14 protein-coding genes, 1 tRNA gene and 1 pseudogene are annotated in these 17,479 nt (G+C 67.5%); 5 read left to right on the top strand and 11 right to left on the bottom strand.

Annotated features, from left to right (window positions below; translation table 11 throughout):
• Positions 1-298 precede the first annotated feature (298 nt).
• Positions 299-1,799: pseudogene (istA, locus tag MAA44156_RS16105) on the top strand (IS21-like element ISMav1 family transposase).
• Positions 1,796-2,590, top strand: coding sequence for an IS21-like element IS1612/ISMav1 family helper ATPase IstB (istB, locus tag MAA44156_RS16100; protein WP_009979999.1), 795 nt, complete (start codon positions 1,796-1,798; stop codon positions 2,588-2,590). The pseudogene istA and the gene istB overlap by 4 nt, the downstream one beginning before the upstream one ends.
• Before the next feature lie 358 nt (positions 2,591-2,948).
• On the opposite strand, the gene MAA44156_RS16095 is transcribed toward istB, so the two are convergent.
• The 6 genes from MAA44156_RS16095 to MAA44156_RS16070 all read right to left on the bottom strand — a co-directional run bounded on the left by MAA44156_RS16095 (position 2,949) and on the right by MAA44156_RS16070 (position 8,198).
• Positions 2,949-3,021, bottom strand: a tRNA-Arg gene (locus MAA44156_RS16095).
• 49 nt (positions 3,022-3,070) lie between these two features.
• Positions 3,071-3,895, bottom strand: a complete 825-nt coding sequence (locus MAA44156_RS16090; RefSeq protein ID WP_009975169.1) for an LLM class F420-dependent oxidoreductase — start codon at positions 3,893-3,895, stop codon at positions 3,071-3,073.
• Positions 3,896-3,902: 7 nt separating this feature from the next.
• Positions 3,903-4,982, bottom strand: coding sequence for a poly-gamma-glutamate hydrolase family protein (locus MAA44156_RS16085; RefSeq protein ID WP_009975171.1), 1,080 nt, complete (start codon positions 4,980-4,982; stop codon positions 3,903-3,905).
• Positions 4,983-6,209, bottom strand: a complete 1,227-nt coding sequence (locus tag MAA44156_RS16080; protein ID WP_003877474.1) for an Nramp family divalent metal transporter — start codon at positions 6,207-6,209, stop codon at positions 4,983-4,985.
• A gap of 96 nt (positions 6,210-6,305) precedes the next feature.
• Entirely contained in the window at positions 6,306-7,382 is a 1,077-nt protein-coding gene (locus MAA44156_RS16075; RefSeq protein ID WP_009975173.1) for an NAD(P)H-dependent amine dehydrogenase family protein, read from the bottom strand.
• 24 nt (positions 7,383-7,406) lie between these two features.
• Positions 7,407-8,198, bottom strand: a complete 792-nt coding sequence (locus MAA44156_RS16070) for an SDR family oxidoreductase (protein ID WP_009975177.1) — start codon at positions 8,196-8,198, stop codon at positions 7,407-7,409.
• A gap of 494 nt (positions 8,199-8,692) precedes the next feature.
• On the opposite strand from MAA44156_RS16070, the gene pstS reads away from it, so the two are divergent.
• From pstS to pstA, 3 genes are read left to right on the top strand one after another with little or no spacing between them, the layout of a single operon-like run.
• A complete protein-coding gene (gene pstS / locus MAA44156_RS16065) occupies positions 8,693-9,802 on the top strand; it encodes a phosphate ABC transporter substrate-binding protein PstS (protein ID WP_010949005.1) in 1,110 nt (369 codons plus the stop codon).
• A gap of 39 nt (positions 9,803-9,841) precedes the next feature.
• Complete coding sequence (pstC, locus tag MAA44156_RS16060) at positions 9,842-10,795, top strand: phosphate ABC transporter permease subunit PstC (protein ID WP_029248391.1); 954 nt, start codon at positions 9,842-9,844, stop codon at positions 10,793-10,795.
• Complete coding sequence (pstA, locus tag MAA44156_RS16055; RefSeq protein WP_009975179.1) at positions 10,792-11,700, top strand: phosphate ABC transporter permease PstA; 909 nt, start codon at positions 10,792-10,794, stop codon at positions 11,698-11,700. The genes pstC and pstA overlap by 4 nt, the downstream gene beginning before the upstream one ends.
• A 5-nt stretch (positions 11,701-11,705) precedes the next feature.
• On the opposite strand, the gene ku is transcribed toward pstA, so the two are convergent.
• The 5 genes from ku to MAA44156_RS16030 all read right to left on the bottom strand — a co-directional run bounded on the left by ku (position 11,706) and on the right by MAA44156_RS16030 (position 17,447).
• Complete coding sequence (gene ku / locus MAA44156_RS16050) at positions 11,706-12,614, bottom strand: non-homologous end joining protein Ku (RefSeq protein ID WP_009975180.1); 909 nt, start codon at positions 12,612-12,614, stop codon at positions 11,706-11,708.
• A gap of 37 nt (positions 12,615-12,651) precedes the next feature.
• Positions 12,652-13,560 carry a carbohydrate kinase family protein gene (locus tag MAA44156_RS16045; protein WP_009975181.1) on the bottom strand — a complete coding sequence of 303 codons (909 nt, stop codon included), beginning with the start codon at positions 13,558-13,560 and terminating at the stop codon, positions 12,652-12,654.
• Entirely contained in the window at positions 13,557-14,969 is a 1,413-nt protein-coding gene (locus MAA44156_RS16040) for a mannitol dehydrogenase family protein (protein ID WP_009975183.1), read from the bottom strand. Before MAA44156_RS16040 ends, MAA44156_RS16045 begins: the two co-directional genes overlap by 4 nt.
• A gap of 127 nt (positions 14,970-15,096) precedes the next feature.
• Positions 15,097-15,957, bottom strand: a complete 861-nt coding sequence (locus MAA44156_RS16035; protein WP_009975185.1) for an HAD family hydrolase — start codon at positions 15,955-15,957, stop codon at positions 15,097-15,099.
• The gene (locus tag MAA44156_RS16030) at positions 15,954-17,447 is read right to left on the bottom strand and encodes a mannitol dehydrogenase family protein (RefSeq protein ID WP_009975186.1); all 1,494 of its coding nucleotides are present in this window, start codon (positions 17,445-17,447) and stop codon (positions 15,954-15,956) included. The genes MAA44156_RS16035 and MAA44156_RS16030 overlap by 4 nt, the downstream gene beginning before the upstream one ends.
• Positions 17,448-17,479: the final 32 nt, after the last annotated feature.

Here is a 17,479-nt window from a genome sequence, read left to right as displayed (position 1 = left end):
GCCGTTGGACCCTGCGCTACACCGGCACCAACATCTGCTCCTGCGCTATGTGTCACGCGGGGCCGCAGCACCGTCAGGAGAATCGCAATCAACGCCATCGCGACCGCATGGCGTTGCGCGCCGCGTGTCCATGGCCATGAGAAAGTCCCCATCTGTGGCCAGTAGGAAGTCCCCACTGGTGGCCAGGTAGAAGTCCCCACTCCTTTGCGGGCTCGTCGTGTCTTTTCCGGGAGCTGAGGGCCTGGGCGGTGACGGTGATAGCGCCAACTGTCACTTGATCACCGCCCAGGGAGCTCTATTGAAGTCTGCAAGGGAGCGTATGAACATCATTTCGGCGTATCACCAGGTCGGGTCGTATCGCGGCGCGGCCGAGCTGTGCGGTACTACGCACAAGACGGTCAAGCGGGTCATCGAGCGGGCCGAGGCCGGTGGCGCGCCCCCGCGGGAACCACGGCCACGCAACCTCGACGCGTTCACCGATCTAGTCGCCACCCGAGTCGAGAAATCACACGGCAAGATGTCGGCGAAGCGGATGCTGCCGATCGCCCGAGCTGCCGGGTATCAGGGCTCGGCCCGTAACTTCCGCCGCCTGGTAGCCGAGCAGAAAGTATTGTGGCGCAACGCTAACCGGCATCAACGCCGTCCGGCGGTCTGGTCACCCGGTGACTATCTGGTGATGGATTGGGCCGAAGCTGCACCGGGGTTGATGGTGTTCTGCGCGGTGCTGGCCTATTCGCGGTGGCGGTTTGTGCGGTTCGCCGCCGACGAGAAAGCCTCGACCACGCTGGCGATGATCGCCGAAGCCCTCGAGGCGATCGGTGGGGTTCCGGCCAAGATCCTGGCCGACCGGATGGGCTGCCTCAAAGGTGGTGTCGTCGCCAATGTTGTTGTTCCAACACCGGATTATGTGCGATTCGCGTCCCACTATGGCTTCGTTCCGGACTTCTGCCACGGTGCGGATCCGCAATCGAAGGGCATCGTGGAGAACCTCTGTGGCTACGCTCAGGACGACCTTGCGGTGCCGCTGCTGACCGAAGCTGCGTTAGCCGGTGAGCAGGTCGACCTACGTGCCCTCAACGCCCAGGCGCAACTATGGTGCGCCGAGGTCAATGCCACGGTCCACTCGGAGATCTGCGCCGTGCCCAACGATCGCTTGGTTGACGAGCGCACCGTCTTGAGGGAGCTGCCCTCGCTGCGGCCGACGATCGGCTCGGGGTCGGTGCGCCGTAAGGTCGACGGCCTCTCGTGCATCCGTTACGGCTCAGCTCGTTACTCGGTGCCTCAGCGGCTCGTCGGTGCCACCGTGGCGGTGGTGGTCGATCATGGCGCCCTGATCCTGTTGGAACCTGCGACCGGTGTGATCGTGGCCGAGCACGAGCTCGTCAGCCCAGGTGAGGTGTCCATCCTCGATGAACACTACGACGGACCCAGACCCGCACCCTCGCGTGGTCCTCGCCCGAAAAACCCAAGCAGAGAAACGATTCTGCGCATTGGGAACCGAAGCGCAGCAGTTCCTCGTCGGTGCTGCTGCGATCGGCAACACCCGACTGAAATCCGAACTCGACATTCTGCTCGGCCTTGGCGCCGCCCACGGCGAACAGGCTTTGATTGACGCGCTGCGCCGGGCGGTTGCGTTTCGCCGGTTCCGCGCTGCCGACGTGCGCTCGATCCTGGCCGCCGGCGCCGGCACCCCACAACCCCGCCCCGCCGGCGACGCACTCGTGCTCGATCTGCCCACCGTCGAGACCCGCTCGTTGGAGGCCTACAAGATCAACACCACCGACGGGACGGCCTCATGACCACCGCTGCCAAGCCGGTGGCACCGTCCTCGGCGGCACCGCTGGCTGCTGACCTTGACGCGGCGCTGCGGCGGTTGAAGCTGGCCACGGTGCGCCGCAACGCCGCCGAGGTGTTGCAAGTCGCCAAGACGCAACGCTGGACACCGGAGGAGATCCTGCGGACGTTGGTTGAGGCCGAGATCGCTGCCCGCGATGCCTCCAACACCGCCAACCGTCTCAAGGCCGCAGCCTTCCCGGTCACCAAGACCCTCGACGGGTTCGACGTCACCGGATCGTCGATCACCGCAGCCACGTTCGACTACCTGTCGAGCCTGGAATGGATTCGGGCACAACAGAACCTGGCGGTCATTGGCCCACCTGGTACGGGCAAAAGTCACCTGCTCATCGGCTGCGGGCACGCTGCCGTCCACGCCGGATTCAAAGTCCGCTACTTCACCGCCGCCGACCTGATCGAGGTCCTCTACCGCGGCCTGGCCGACAACACCGTCGGCAAGATCATCGACACCCTGCTCCGCGCGGATCTGGTCATCTTGGACGAGATCGGCTTCGCCCCGCTCGACGACACCGGGACTCAACTGTTGTTCCGGCTCGTGGCTGCCGGCTACGAGCGCCGCTCCCTGGCCATCGCCTCGCATTGGCCCTTCGAACAATGGGGGCGATTCCTGCCCGAGCACACCACCGCCGCCAGCATCCTCGATCGGCTGCTGCACCACGCCAGCATCGTCGTCACCTCCGGTGAGTCCTACCGGATGCGCCACGCCGACCACAAGAAGGGAGCCGCCAAGAATTAGCCAACCACCCGCAGCGGAGTGGGGACTTCTGCTGGCCACCAGCGGGGACTTCTACTTGGCCATTGACACCGCGCTTGGCCGCTGGCGCAGCGGCGAGCAGTCGGCTTTCGACGACATCGCTCCGCCTTCGCGCGTGTATTACTGGTAGCGCCTCGGTGAGTGGCGGCCGCTACGGATTACCGCCACCAAGCAGCGTCGTGATCTCTCACAGCGTGAGCGGACGATCGACGGCTGGCAGCTATGTACGGCTTGTGTCACCGATCAGCCGAAACAACTGTCAAGCATCAGCCGAAACACTGTCAGGCATCACCCGAAGCCGAAACGTCAAGCATCAACCGAGGTCATACATACACCAAAGTGCCCCCGGCAGGATTCGAACCTGCGACACCGGCTTTAGGAGAGCCGTGCTCTATCCCCTGAGCTACGAGGGCGGACGGCCCGAGCTTACCGGGGCGGTGCGCCGAGAACCGAAATCCGCCGTCAGCGCAGTTCGGCGATGACCTTGGCGAAGTTGTCGATGTGGTTGTCCTGCACGGTGAAGGACGAGACGCCGTACTTGTCGCGGTAGGCCGACAAGGTGTCGGCGATGTCGCGCGGCGAACCGCTGAGCACCGACGGCATCGACAGGATCTGCTCGTCGGTCAGCTCGGGGGAGTAGCTGCGGGTCAGCTTGAGGTCGGGCTCGGTCTCACCGACGCGCGGCATGGCCGTGATGGCCAGATTCAGCTCGAGCAAGTCGAACCGATCGCCGGCCGCGTTGCGGACGAACTCGACGCGCTCGGCGAACGGGTCCTCGACGTCGCGCACCTTGGCGCCGGTCAGCCCGATGATGTCGGCATTGCGGGCGGCGATGGTCAGCACCCGGTCCCCGTTGCCGGCGATGATCAGCGGTGTCGACGGGTGGTGTTCCTTGAGGTACGTCGTCATGTGTTCGAGGTAGTCGACCCGCTCGCGGGCGCTAGGATACGGGATTTCGGCGGCTTCGAACTCTTCGCGGACATACCCGGTGCCCAGCCCGATCTCGAGGCGGCCGTCGCTGAGCAGATCCAGGGCCTGCATGTCCCGGCTGAGCAGGGCCGGCTTGTAGAACGCGGAATTGAGCACGTACATGCTCAGCCGCAGCGTCGTGGTGACCATGGCGACCGCGGTCAGCGTCGGGAACGGCGCCGCGGCGCCCAAATGGTCAGGTACACAAAGGATGTCAAAGCCGGCGTCTTCGGCGCGCTTGGCCTTGTCGAGCAGCGCCTCCCGCGACTTGTAGAACCGCATGCTCATTCCAAAGCGAAAGTCCTTGGCCACCAACACTCTCCGTTCAATGATCCGACATTGACCAACAACGGGCGGCATCCGCCAACCCCTGGATCAGGGCGCCGGTCACCGGCGATATGCCGTCGTCGCCGGGCAGCGGGCTGCGCGGGCTGAGCCCGCGGACCCGCGCCGAGAGCTCCAGCTGGACTCCGCCGTCACGCACCCGATTCACCGGGTTCGCCGGGTGCAGGCCGCGCAATTCGGCGGGGATGTCCTCGAGGTCGGTGATCACCCGGTAGCCGGCCAACCGGACGTGCCGGGCCAAATGATCGGCCAGCGCCCGGTTGCGGCCGCCGGCCAACAGTTGGGTGCTGCGACCGTCGCGGCCATACCCGTGCAGCGACACCGCAACGTCGACGTGGTCGAGGAACTCGGCCAGCCGCGGCGACTCGGCCGGGTCGAACCGGGCCGACGGCAGGTGATGCGGATAGGCGGCGGGATGGCGCACCACGTACACCGACGCGCCGGCGGCCGCGGCGGCGCGTTCGGCGATCACGTCGGTCATCTCTTCCAGCCCGCCGCCGTGAATGGCCAAAAACCCGAAGCCCGAACGCAATTGGCTGGACTCAGTCACGCCGGTAACACGCAGCAGTGCCGAAAGCGATTGCGGCCCAATCCCATTCGAAGGCGACGTGGCTCGCGGACTGGGCCAGCCGGCGGGCTCCCAGCGGCGCAAGAAGTCGATCCAGCGTTGCGGCAACCCGTGCTGGGTGGCGCCGTCGACGATCTTGGGCAGGTAGCCCGGCCGCGGCGGGCCCGGTGTCACCCGGTGGTCGATGTACACCCAGGCCGGCGCCGGCCCGTCATCGGTGTGCACGGTGAGCCGGTCGCGCCGGTAGCGCACCGGCACCCCCTCGGCGCTGTCCAGGGTCGCCAAGTCGCCGTCGGAGATCCGCCACACCACGCCGTGCACCTGGTTACCGGCCAGCGGTTCAACGGTGGCCACGCCGCGCTGATTGATCAGCCAATCGTGATCGGCCAGCACCGCGGGCCGCGGATCGGCCGCGTCGGGACAGCGCTGCGCCATCTGCCGTGCGCACAGGTTCGACCCGTATGCGAAGTAGAGGTGCCGGCGGGCCGGCATTCAGCCGGTCACCGTCAGCCAGATGAGCACCATGTTCAGCAGACTAATCAAGATGCCGACGCCCCAGCCAAGGATCGTCGTGATGCGGTGGTTGGCGTCGGACCCCATCAGCTCGCGGTCGCTGGTCAGCTTGATCAACGGCAGCACCGCGAACGGTATCCCGAACGACAGCACCACCTGGGACAGCACCAGGGCGCGGGTGGTGTCGTATCCGACCGCCAGGATCAGCAGCGCGGGGCACAGCGTGATCAACCGGCGCACCACCATCGGAATCGAGCGGTGCAGCAGCCCCTGCATGATCATGGCGCCGGCGTAGGCACCCACCGACGACGACGCCAGCCCGGAGGCGAGCAACCCCACGGCGAACATCACCGCGATGGTCGCGCCCAGCGTGTTGTGGATCGCGGCGTACGCGCCCTCGATTGAGGCGCTCACGTCGCGGTGCTGCAGGTTGGTGGCGGCGATCAGCAGCATCGCGGCGTTCACGGTGCCGGCCACCGCCATCGCCAGTACCACGTCCCAGCGGGTGACGCGCAGCAGCAGGCGGCGGTGTGGCCCCTCGTCGGGGTGCCCGTGCCGGTCCAGGACCAGCCCCGAATGCATGTACACCGCATGCGGCATGACGGTGGCGCCCAGGATGGCGGCGGCCAGCAGCACGCTCTCGGTGCCGCGGAACCTCGGGAGCAGCCCGGACAGCACCGCCTCCGGGGGCGCGGTCTTGACGAAGAAACTGGCCGCGAACCCGATCGCGATGACCAGCAGCAGGCCGGTGATGACCCGTTCGAAGAGGATCTGGCCGCGCCGGTCCTGGATGCCCAACAGCAGCAGCGCCACCACGCCGGTGATCAGCCCACCGGCCAGCAGCGGCAACCCGAACAGGATGTGCAAGGCGATGGCCCCGCCGACCACCTCGGCCGCGTCGGTGGCGATGGCCACCAGCTCGGCCTGAACCCAATAGACCAGCCGTGCCGGACGGCTCATTCGCTTGCCGATGGTTGCGGGCAGGGAGCGCCCGGTCACCAGCCCGAGCTTGGCCGACAGGTACTGCACCAGGCCGGCCAGGACGTTGGCGGCCACGATCACCCACAGCAGCAGGTAGCCGTATTGCGAGCCGGCGCTGACGTTGGCTGCGACATTTCCCGGGTCGACGTAGGCGATGGCGGCGACGAACGCGGGCCCGAGCAGGTACCAGTTGCCCTTGAGCGAGCCCTGGGTGCGCTGCGCCAACGTCGACCTCGATTCCCATCAGGCGAATAAGAAAGTGAGGGTAGTCGAACATTGCCGCCGTGCCGTCGGCGGCCACGGCGTTTCCGTCGTCCCGGCTTACTCCGGGCGGTAGAGGCCGCGCCCGGTGATCAGCGGCAGGTCCAGCGTCGTGACGATGCCCGGCGGGGCCGCCACCACCGCGGGGATCGCGTTGACCACCCGCATCGCGGTGGCCACCAAGCCGGCGTGGTTGTGATCGCCCTTGCGGCTGCTCAGGCAGATGTCCATGGCATACGACGGTTCGCCGGTGACCTCGATGCGGTAGGAGCCGCCGTGCTGCGCGGGCTGCGGCCAGTCGGGGCACAGGTCCTCGCGCAGCCGGGTGACGTGTTCGAGAACGACGACGGGACGGCCGTCGACCATCCCGAACACCTCGAAGCGCAGCGCCGCGGCGGTGCCCTTGGCGATGTGACCCGACGCGATGTCGAAGTCTTCGGGTGCGGGCACCCGCACGTGCTGCTGGGTGACCTCGTCGAGCGAAACACCCAGTCCCGCCGCCAATTGCCGCACCACCGATCCCCAGGCGAGGCTGAGCACGCCGGGCTGCAGCAGCATCGGGACGTCGTCCAGCGGCTTACCGAATCCCATCACGTCGAACATGACCGCGGCGCTGTCGTAGGTCGCGTAGTCGACGATCTCCATGCACCGGATCTGCTGGATGCTCTGGCAGGTGCCGGCGAGCGCCAGCGGCAGCAGGTCGTTGGCGAAGCCGGGATCGATGCCGTTGACATACAGGCTCGAATTACCTTGCTGCGCAGCCTCTTCCAGCGGTTTGATCAGCTCGTCGGGGATGACCTGCCACGGATACTGCAAGAAGACCGGACCGCTGCCGACGATGTTGATGCCGGCGGCCAGGACGCGCCGGTAGTCGTCGAGCGCCTCGGGCAACCGATTGTCGGCCAGCGCGTTGTACACCGCGCAGCGCGGTCCGGTGGCCAGCACCGCGTCCAGGTCGGTGCTGGCGAGCACCCCCGTCGGCTGCGCCAGCCCGGCAAGTTCTGCCGCGTCTTTGCCGGCCTTGGCGTCCGAGGACACCCAGACGCCGGTCAGTTCGAATTGCGGATCCGTGATCAGCGCCCGCAGCGCATGGATACCGACGTTGCCGGTGCCGAGCTGAACGACGGGTATGGGCATGACATGCTCCTCAGCGGTCGGGGGTCACAGGTCCGGGACGGGGATGTCGAGGTTGGGGTAGGTCAGCCCGCCGTCCACCTCCAGCGTCTTGCCGGTCAAAAACTCCCCGGCCGGGGACGCCAAATACACTGCGGCAGAGGCGATGTCGACGGGGTCGCCGAGACGGCGCAGCGGGGTGGCCTTCTCCATCGGCGCCCGCAGCTCGTCGTTGGAGGCCACCACGTCGAGCGCGGAGGTGAGGATCGAGCCCGGCGCGATCGCGTTGACCCGAATCCGCGGGCACAGATCCAGGGCGGTCAGCCGGGTGTAATGCGACAGCGCGGCCTTGGCCGTGCCGTAGGCCGCGAAACCCCGCCCGGCCAGCCGGCCCATGGTCGAGGTGATGTTGATGATGTTCCCGCCGCCGGAGTGCTCCAGCATCAGCGGCACGGCCGCCACGGTGAGCGCGTGGGCGGTGGCGACGTTGAAGGTGAAGGCGTCCTTGAGATCCTTCGTCGAGGTGGTCAGCAGCGTGTTGGGCATGGTGCCGCCGACGTTGTTGACGACGATGTCTAGTTTCCCGAAGGCCTCGACGGCCCGGCCGGCCAGCTCCGCGGTGGACTCGGGATGCGCTAGGTCGGCGGCCACCACATGCGCCCGACGACCGGCGGCGCGGACCTGCTCGGCGACGGCTTCTAGTTGCGATTCGGTGCGCGAGGCGATCAGAACGTCCGCGCCGGCCTCGGCGAAGGCAACCGCGATGGCCGCCCCGAGGCCGCGGCCCGCACCCGTGATGACGGCGACTTTGTCGTCGAGGCGGAACCTGTCAAGGATCATGGCGGTCTCTTTTCTTTCGGTGTCAGCCGACACGGTAGCAAGCCACGCCGTCCCAGATCCGGGCATTTCTGGAACAGGTTCTACTTTTCCTCCGGCGCCGCTCACGCGCCGCCCGGCGCTACCGCCGGTCGCGCGCGGTGCGCACCGGCGACGGTGCCGCACCCGCGGCCTCGGGAAACGGCTTGAGGGTCAACCTGTTTGGTGCCAGGGCGCCGCGTGCGGCTCCGCTCGGCGAGCCGACCGACCGCCCGCGGCGGGCCGATCCGTAACACCCTCGCTTCGCTTTGCTGTCATGCCCCGGCGATTCGGCGTCGCCGCCTGGCTTCTGCCGACGTCGACGCGGCGTGTTGCGCCGTTCAGCGAAGGCCGCCGAACAGTTTGCTCATAGTTAACCTTGTTACTGTTAGCTTCGTGGCTGCGAGACGGGCTGGTCGGCACGCGGTTGCCGGTGGACCGGCGGCGAACATGTTTCATCCCTACCGTGAGGAAGCGAATTGAAACTCAACCGATTTGGTGCCGTGCTGAGCGTCTTGAGCGCCGGCGCGCTGGTGTTGTCGGGATGCGGAAGCGATAACAACGGGGCCGGCGCCGGCGCCGGCGGCTCGTCGTCGAGCAAGGTGAGCTGCGGTGGCAAGAAGGCCCTCAAGGCCAGCGGCTCGACCGCCCAGGCCAACGCGATGACCCGATTCGTCAACGCCTTCGAACAGGCCTGTCCCGGCCAGACACTGAACTACACGGCCAACGGTTCCGGTGCCGGGATCAGCGAATTCAACGGCAAGCAAACCGATTTCGGTGGTTCCGACTCGCCGCTGGCGCCCAGTGAATACGCCGCGGCGCAGCAGCGTTGCGGCTCGCCGGCCTGGAATCTGCCGGTGGTTTTCGGCCCGATCGCCATCACCTACAACGTCGCCGGGCTGAACTCGCTGAACCTGGACGGCGCGACCGCCGCCAAAATCTTCAACGGCGCCATCACGACGTGGAATGACCCGGGGATCCAGGCGCTCAACCCCGGCGTTGCCCTGCCCGCCGAGCCGATTCACGTCGTCTTCCGCAACGACGAATCCGGCACCACCGACAATTTCCAGAAATATCTCGATGCCGCCGCCGACGGCGCTTGGGGCAAGGGCGCCGGCAAGACCTTCAAGGGCGGCGTCGGCGAGGGAGCCAAGGGCAACGACGGCACCTCGGCGGCGATCAAGGCCACCGAAGGGTCCATCACCTACAACGAGTGGTCGTTCGCTCAGGCGCAGAAGCTGAACATGGCCAAGATCATCACGTCGGCCGGTCCGGACGCGGTGGCGATCAGCGCCGACTCGGTGGGCAAGACGATCGCGGGAGCCAAGATCTCCGGCCAGGGCAACGATCTGGTGCTCGACACCCTGTCGTTCTACAAGCCCACCCAGGCCGGGTCGTACCCGATCGTGCTGGCCACCTACGAGATCGTCTGCTCGAAGTACCCCGACCCCCAGGTCGGCACGGCGGTCAAGGCGTTCCTGCAGAGCACCGTCGGCGCCGGCCAGAACGGTCTGGCCGACAACGGCTATATCCCGATCCCCGACGCCTTCAAGTCGAGACTGTCTGCTGCCATCAACGCGATCACCTAACCTGAGGTGGTCGTGACACGAGGAACAGCAACCGCGCAGCTGCCCGCACCGACGACGCTGAACGCGCGGGTATCGCGGCGGGGCGACCGGCTGTTCAAGGCGATCGCCGCCGCCGCCGGGTTCACGATCGTGGTCGCGATCGCGTTGATCGCGGTGTTCCTGTTGCTGCGTGCCGTTCCGTCGTTGCGCGTCAACCACGCGAACTTCTTCACCAGCGCCCAGTTCAGCACCAGCGACCCGCATCGGCTCGCGTTCGGCATCCGCGACCTGCTCATGGTCACGGTGCTCAGTTCGCTCAGCGCGCTGGTGCTGGCCGTCCCCATCGCGGTCGGTATCGCGGTGTTTCTCACCCAGTACGCGCCCAGACGACTGGCCCGCCCGTTCGGCGCGATCGTCGACCTGCTCGCCGCGGTGCCGTCGATCATCTTCGGGCTGTGGGGGATTTTCGTGCTGGCCCCCCAGCTCGAGCCGGTGGCGGCGTTCCTCAACCGCCACCTGGGATGGTTCTTCCTGTTCAAAACCGGCAACGTGTCGTTGGCCGGCGGCGGCACCATCTTCACCGCCGGCGTCGTGCTCTCGGTGATGATCTTGCCGATCGTCACGTCGGTGTCCCGCGAGGTCTTTCGGCAGACCCCGCACATCCAGATGGAAGCCGCACAGGCCCTGGGCGCCACCAAGTGGGAGGTGGTGCGGATGACGGTGTTGCCGTTCGGCCGCAGCGGCGTGATCGCGGCCTCGATGCTCGGGCTGGGCCGGGCCCTGGGCGAGACGGTGGCCGTGCTGATCATCTTGCGGTCGGCGGCCCGCCCGGGGCACTGGTCACTGTTCGACGGCGGCTACACCTTCGCCTCCAAGATCGCCTCGGCGGCCGCGGAGTTCAGCTCGCCGCTGCCCACCGGCGCCTACATCTCGGCGGGTTTCGCGCTGTTCGTTTTGACGTTCATCGTCAACGCGCTCGCGCGGGCGATCGCCGGCGGCAAGGTCAACGGATGACCCGGGCCGTCGACGCGCTCGACCGGCCGGTCAAGACCGAGGTGTTCCGGCCGCTGAGTGTGCGGCGCCGGATCACCAACAACGCCGCGACGATCTTCTTCCTCGGCTCGTTCGTCGTCGCGCTGGTGCCGTTGATCTGGGTGCTGTCGGTGGTGCTGGAACGGGGCTGGTACGCCGTCACCCGCTCGGGGTGGTGGACCCACTCGCTGCACGGCGTGCTGCCCGAGCAGTTCGCCGGCGGCGTCTACCACGCGCTGTACGGGACCGTGGTGCAAGCCGGGGTGGCCGCCGCGATGGCTGTGCCGCTGGGCCTGATGACCGCGGTCTTCCTGGTCGAATACGGGTCCGGCCGGCTGGTGCGGCTGACGACCTTCATGGTCGACGTGCTCGCCGGGGTGCCCTCGATCGTGGCGGCGCTGTTCATCTTCAGCCTCTGGATCGCCACGCTGGGCTTCCAGCAGAGCTCGTTCGCCGTCTCGCTGGCCCTGGTGTTGTTGATGCTGCCGGTGCTGGTGCGCTCGGCCGAGGAGATGCTGCGGTTGGTGCCCGACGACCTGCGCGAAGCCAGCTATGCGCTGGGCGTGCCGCAATGGAAGACCATCGTGCACATCGTGTTCCCCATCGCGATGCCCGGCATCGTGTCGGGCATCCTGTTGTCCATCGCGCGGGTGATCGGGGAAACCGCGCCGGTGCTGGTGCTGGTCGGCTACAGCCGATCGATCAACCTGGACATCTTCCACGGCAACATGGCCTCGCTGCCGTTGCTGATCTACACCGAACTGACCAACCCCGAACACGCCGGCTTCCTGCGGATCTGGGGTGCGGCGCTGACCCTGATCATCATTGTCGCGGTGATCAACGTCGTCGCCGCGGCCACCCGATTCCTGGCCGGTCGCCGGCGCTGACGGCGTCAGGACCTCGAAGCCGCCTTCTTGGCGGGCGCCTTCTTGGCCGCGCCCTTCTTCGCGGGTGCCTTCTTGGCGGCGGTCTTCTTGGCGGGCGACTTCCTCGCCGGCGCCTTGCCGTCCCCCGAGCGGGCCTTCACGCTGGCCTCCAGCTTGGCCAGCAGATCGGAGACGTCCTCGGTCTCGTCCAGCTGCTTGGGTTGCTCCTCGGTGGTAAACGCTTCTCCGCCTTCGAGTTTGGCCTGAACCAGCTCGTGCAGCTGTTCCTGGTAGTCGTCGTGGTAGCGGTCGGGGTTGAAGTCTTCGGCCATCGACTCCACCACCTGGCCGGCCATCTTCAGTTCGGCCGGCTTGATCTCGACCTTCTTGTCCAGGATGGGGAAGTCCGGGTCGCGGATCTCGTCGGGCCACAACAAGGTGTGGATCACCATCACGTCGCGCTTGCCGAAGTCCTTGACCCGCAAGGCCGCCAGCCGCGTCTTGTTGCGCAACGTGAAATGCACGATCGCCATCCGGTCCGTCTCCGCGAGCGTCTTGGCAAGCAGCACATACGATTTCGAGGACTTCGAATCCGGCTCCAGAAAATAGCTGCGGTCGAACAGCATCGGGTCCACCTCGTTGGCCGGGACGAACTCGAGCACCTCGATCTCGCGGCTGCGTTCTTCGGGCAAGGTGGCGATGTCGTCGTCGGTGATGATCACCATCTGGCCGTCGTCGGATTCGTAGGCCCGGGCGATGTCGCGGTACTCGACGACCTCCCCGTCCAGCTCGCACACCCGCTGGTACCGGATACGGCCGTTGTCCTTGGCGTGTACCTGGTGGAACTTGATGTCGTGGTCTTCGGTCGCGCTGTACACCTTGACCGGGACGTTCACCAGCCCGAACGCGATGGAACCCTTCCAGATGGAGCGCATGTAAGTCAGTATGCCCACACCACCCCCGGATAAGCGTCTAACGACGCAAAGCGGCCTGCACAGCGGCCCGATCCGGCAGGTCGGCCCCCGCGCGCGCGATGGTCAGCGCCGACGACAGGCTGGCAGCGTCGAGCGCCGAGGTCAGGGTGTCGATCCCGATGTCCCGCAGCGCGCCGCGCCGGTCGCCGCCCAGCAACCCCGCTTCCCACAGCGCGTCGAGCAGCCCGGCCATGAAGGAGTCGCCGGCGCCGACCGTGTCGACCACCCGCACCGCGCGGGTCGGCACCCGGGCGGTTCCGGCCGCGCAGTAGCCCACCGCGCCCCGGTCGGCCATCGTCACCGCCACGACGGCCGGACCCAGCCCCAGCCAGGTCTGCGCGAGTTGCTCGGGCGAGCGGTCGGGATCGATCCAGTGCAGATCCTCCGCGCTGACCTTCACGATGTCGCTGCGCTCGACGAGGTGCTCGATGCGCGACACTGCCAGTTCCCGGTCGGCGATCAGCGACGGCCGCACGTTCGGGTCGAACGTGACGGTGGCCGACACGCGGTAGGTGTCGATCAACGCCGCGACCGCCAGACAGCCCGGATCCCGCACCGCGGCAATGGATCCGGTGTGGACGAACAGCGGGGGTGCCACCGGCGGTATCCCGGAAAGCCGCCAGTCCAGATCGAACTCGTAGTCGGCCGAACCGTCGGCCGCGATGGTCGACCGCGCCGTCGCCGTGCGCTCGGCGGCCCGGCTTTCCGAAACCAGCTGCACCCCAGCGTCTTTCAGGTAGGCGGCGATGCGCCGGCCATGGTCGTCGTCGGCGAGGTAGGTGAGGAAGTCGACGTCGCGGCCCAGCCGGCCCAGTCCGACCGCGACGTTGAGCGGGCTGCCGCCGACATACTCGGCATCCTCGACGATGTCGATCAGCGACTCGCCGATCACCAGCCCGCGGGTCATCGCACCAACTCTTCGAGCGTCGCGCGAGCTCCCTTGCGGTGCAACGATTCCAGGGCCCAGCTGTAGGCCTGCACGAACCGGGGCTGGTGCGCCAGGTCCCCGAACACCCCCGCGATCTCGATGAACGCCGTGGGATTCTCGTACTGCGAGCGGGCGATCGGGATCAGCGAGTCCGCCAGCTGGTCCACCACCTCGAACGGCTTACCCCACTCGTCGGTGCCCTCGGCGTAGCGGGCCCAGCTGGCCACGGCCGCGGCCGCGATCCGCACCGAGCCGTCGTTGGCCAGGTTGTCGTTGATTACCGGCAGCAGCCATTTCGGGATGCGATCCGAGGAGAAGGCGCACAGCCGCGCGATGGTGTCGCGCACGCCCGGGTTGGTGAACCGCTCGATCAGCCGGTGACCGTAGTCGTACAGGTCGATCCCGGGCACCGGCGGCAGCGTCGGGATGGCCTCGGATTCGAAATAGGCCCACAGGTATTCGGCGAACAACGGGTCGCGCGCGGCTTCGTGGACGAACTCGAACCCGCACAGATGCGCGAAGTAGGCCAGGCACTGATGGCCCGCGTTGAGCATCCGCAGCTTCATCAGCTCGTAGGGTGCGACGTCGTCGACCAGCAGCACGCCGGCCCGCTCCAGCGGCGGCCTGCCGTCGGCGAACTTGTCTTCGAGCACCCAGGCGGTGAACGGCTCGGCCACCACCGGCCAGCGGTCGTTGACGCCGAAGTCCCGCCGCACCTCGGCGGCCATCTGCAAGGTGGTGGACGGCGTGATCCGGTCGACCATCGAACTCGGGAAGCACACGTGTTCGTCGACCCACGCGGCGAGTTCGGGGCTGCGGGCTTCCGCGTTCGCCAGCACGGCGCGCCGCGCGATCTCGCCGTTGTTCTCGATGTTGTCGCACGACGCGATGGTCGGTGCGGCGATCCCGCGGCGCCGGCGCCGGTCCAGGGCCTCGACGATGAACGCGAACGCCGGCCCCTCCGGGTCGCGGTAGCCGCCCTCGGTGATGGTCAGCGAGATGATCCGGGTGGTCGGCGCCGCAAGGACTTCCAACGCCGACTCGGGATCGTCGGGCGCGTAGCGGTAGTCGATGATCGAGCCGATCACGTGGGCATCGCGGCTGCCGTCGGGCTTCTCCAGGATCAGCGTGTAGAGCCCGTCCTGGTCGTTGAGCACGTCGCGCATCGTCCAGTCGGCGGGCATCACGCCCACCCCGCAGATGCCCCACTCCCGGGCCAGGCCGGCCTGCAGCAACCGGTCGATGTACATGGCCTGATGCGCGCGGTGGAAATGTCCGGCACCGATGTGCGCGATGCCGACGGTGACGCTGCCGCGGTCGTAGTTGGGCGCCTCGATGGGCAGCGTGGGCAGCGTCGCGTTGTTCAGGTTTATCCCGTCAGCCTCCATTGGCCAACTCCTCCCGGGCCGCAGCGCGGATGGTTACCGGGCTCGCAGCACCTCTCGACGGTACGACGGCCGCGGGCCAAAAGCTAAATGCCCGGCGGCGGGGACCAGTTGAGGACCAGTCGATGTCCTAGGCGAGTGAAGATCCTGCCGCCGGCACGGCCGACGAGAGCAGGACATCGGCAAGGGCGCGCCACGAGTCGGTAATCGCGACCGCCCCGGCGTCGATCAATTCCGCACGGCGGCAATCCCGTTCGTCGGGCAGCACGAACATCAGGTTGCCGACGGTGGCGTAGCCGGCGGCGACCGCGGAGCTCACGCCGGCCACCGAGTCTTCGATGGCCAGCCCTTGTTCCGGCGCGACGCCCAGCACCTGCCCGGCGTGCAGATACACCGCGGGGTCGGGCTTGCTGGTCGGCACCGGAAGGGAATCCTCCGCGCTGAACCGCACCGACGCCGGGATCAGCGGATCCAGGCCGGTGGCCGAAAAGCAGCCGGCGAGGCGCTTGAGGGCGCTGGAGCTGACCGCTGCCAGCGCGTACCGCGACGCCAGATCCTGCAGTGGCGCAAGCACTTCGGGGTCCGGTCGCAGGGTGGCGGCCAGATGCGCGGTGACCTGCTCGCGCTCCTGCAGTACCCACTGCTCGAGTTCATCGGCGCACAACGCCCGATCCGCCGCCGTGTCGTCGGCCGACGCGACGACGGCCTCGGGCCGGCCCTGCGCCAGGGTCTGGTCGATCGGCACACCGGACGCCACCGCCAGGTCCAGGGCGGTGCTGCGGAAGTTCTTGCCGACCGCCTGCTTGCGCAGCTGCTCCGCGGTGAACGGGGCGGCCACGCCGAACCGGGCCAGGAAACGGTTGATCACCTCGACGGAGGCGGCGAAAGCCGGTCTCTCGGAAGGGAACAGGTTGTCGTCGGCGTCACAGAGCAGGGTGGTGATCGGTGCCGGGTCGAATTCCCGCACCAGCGTCAGTCCCTCGGGTTTCATCGCGCCACCAACTCCCGGGAATCGTCCTGCAACGATTGGCGCAGCGTGGCAATCACGCCGTGCTCGTCGATGCTGGCGACCATCTCGCCGAGGCGCTCGGAGAATCCGGGCACCAACCGGAGATCGGCCAGGATCTCGTGCCGCAGCAACGGATCCGGGTTGTTGCCGGCCATGTTCGCCAGCTTGGTCAGCAGGTCCGCCTCCGGGTCGTCGATGCGGATCTTGCGACCGTTCAGGTCGTAGCCGCGCAGGTAGCGCGCCCAGCCGGCCAGCGCCAACATCAGCAGCGTGTGCGGTCGGTCCTGCGCGATCGCCTCGTGCAGCGACGGCAGCAGGAACGAGGCGATCTTCGTCGATCCCCGCCGCGCCAACCGGGACAACTGGTCGCTCATGCGGGGATTGCCCAGCCGGGTGAGCAACGTGTCGCGATAGTCGGGCGTGTTCATCCCGGGCACCGGGGGCAGCAGCGGCTGCACCTCGTCGCGCATGAGCCGCTCGACGTAGTCGAAGATGACCGGATCCTTCATCGCTTCGTCGGTGCGCCGGTAGCCGGCCAGCGTGGCCAGACAGGCCAGCGCGATATGGGTTCCGTTGAGCAGCCGGGTCTTGATCAGCTTGTGGTCGCTGACGTCCGTCACGAACTGGACGCCGACCTCGTCCAGCGGCGGGCGGCCGTCGCTGAAGCTGTCCTCGATGATCCACTGACTGTGCGGTTCGGTCAGCACCGGCCAGTTGTCGGCGACACCGAAGGTGCGCTCGACGAATTCGCGCTCCGAGTCCGACGTCTGCGGCGTGATGCGGTCGACCATGGTCGACGGGAACGCGACATGCCGGTCGATCCAGCGGGCCAGCCCCGGGTTCTTCAGCGCGGCGAACGACACCAGAGCGGTGCGCGCCGCCTGGGTGTTGTCGGGAATGTTGTCGCAGCACAGCACCGTGAACGGCGCGATGCCCGCGCGGCGACGCTGCTCGAGCGCCTCGGTCAGGTATCCCCACGCCGTGCCGTAGCAGCCCGACGCGACTAGGTCGGCGCGCACATCGGGGTGGTCGGCGTCGAACTCGCGGGTGACCGGATCCAGGAAGTACCCGTTGGGGGTGATGGTCAGGCTGACGATGCGGGTGCGCGGATCCGTCAGCGCCGCGCGGACCGCTGCGCCGTCATTCGGTGCGTAGTGGACAGAGCCGATCGAGCCGACGACGCGCGCGGTTTGGTGATCGTGGCCGCGCTGCACAACGGTGTAGAGACCGTCCTGGGCGGACAGCAGATCCTTCACGTCGTGCGAGCGAAGGCTGATCGCGCTGACACCCCACTGATCGGAAATGCCCGAGCAGGCAAGGTCATCGAAGTAGACGGCTTGGTGGGCACGGTGAAAATTGCCCGCTCCGATGTGCACCACACCACGTTGCAGTGCCGACCTGTCATAGGTCGGCACGTCGATTCGTTGCGAATGCAGGGGCAGGGTGGCGTTACTCAGCGGAAGAGCCCGCATGCGGCGCCGAGCGACGACTCGCGAAAAGCAGT

Origin of the sequence: Mycobacterium avium subsp. avium, assembly GCF_009741445.1 — a bacterium.
In the GTDB taxonomy this organism is placed as follows: Bacteria; Actinomycetota; Actinomycetes; order Mycobacteriales; family Mycobacteriaceae; genus Mycobacterium; species Mycobacterium avium.
The sequence above is the reverse complement of the archived record's forward strand: the minus strand, read 5'-3'. Positions and strand labels throughout refer to the sequence as shown.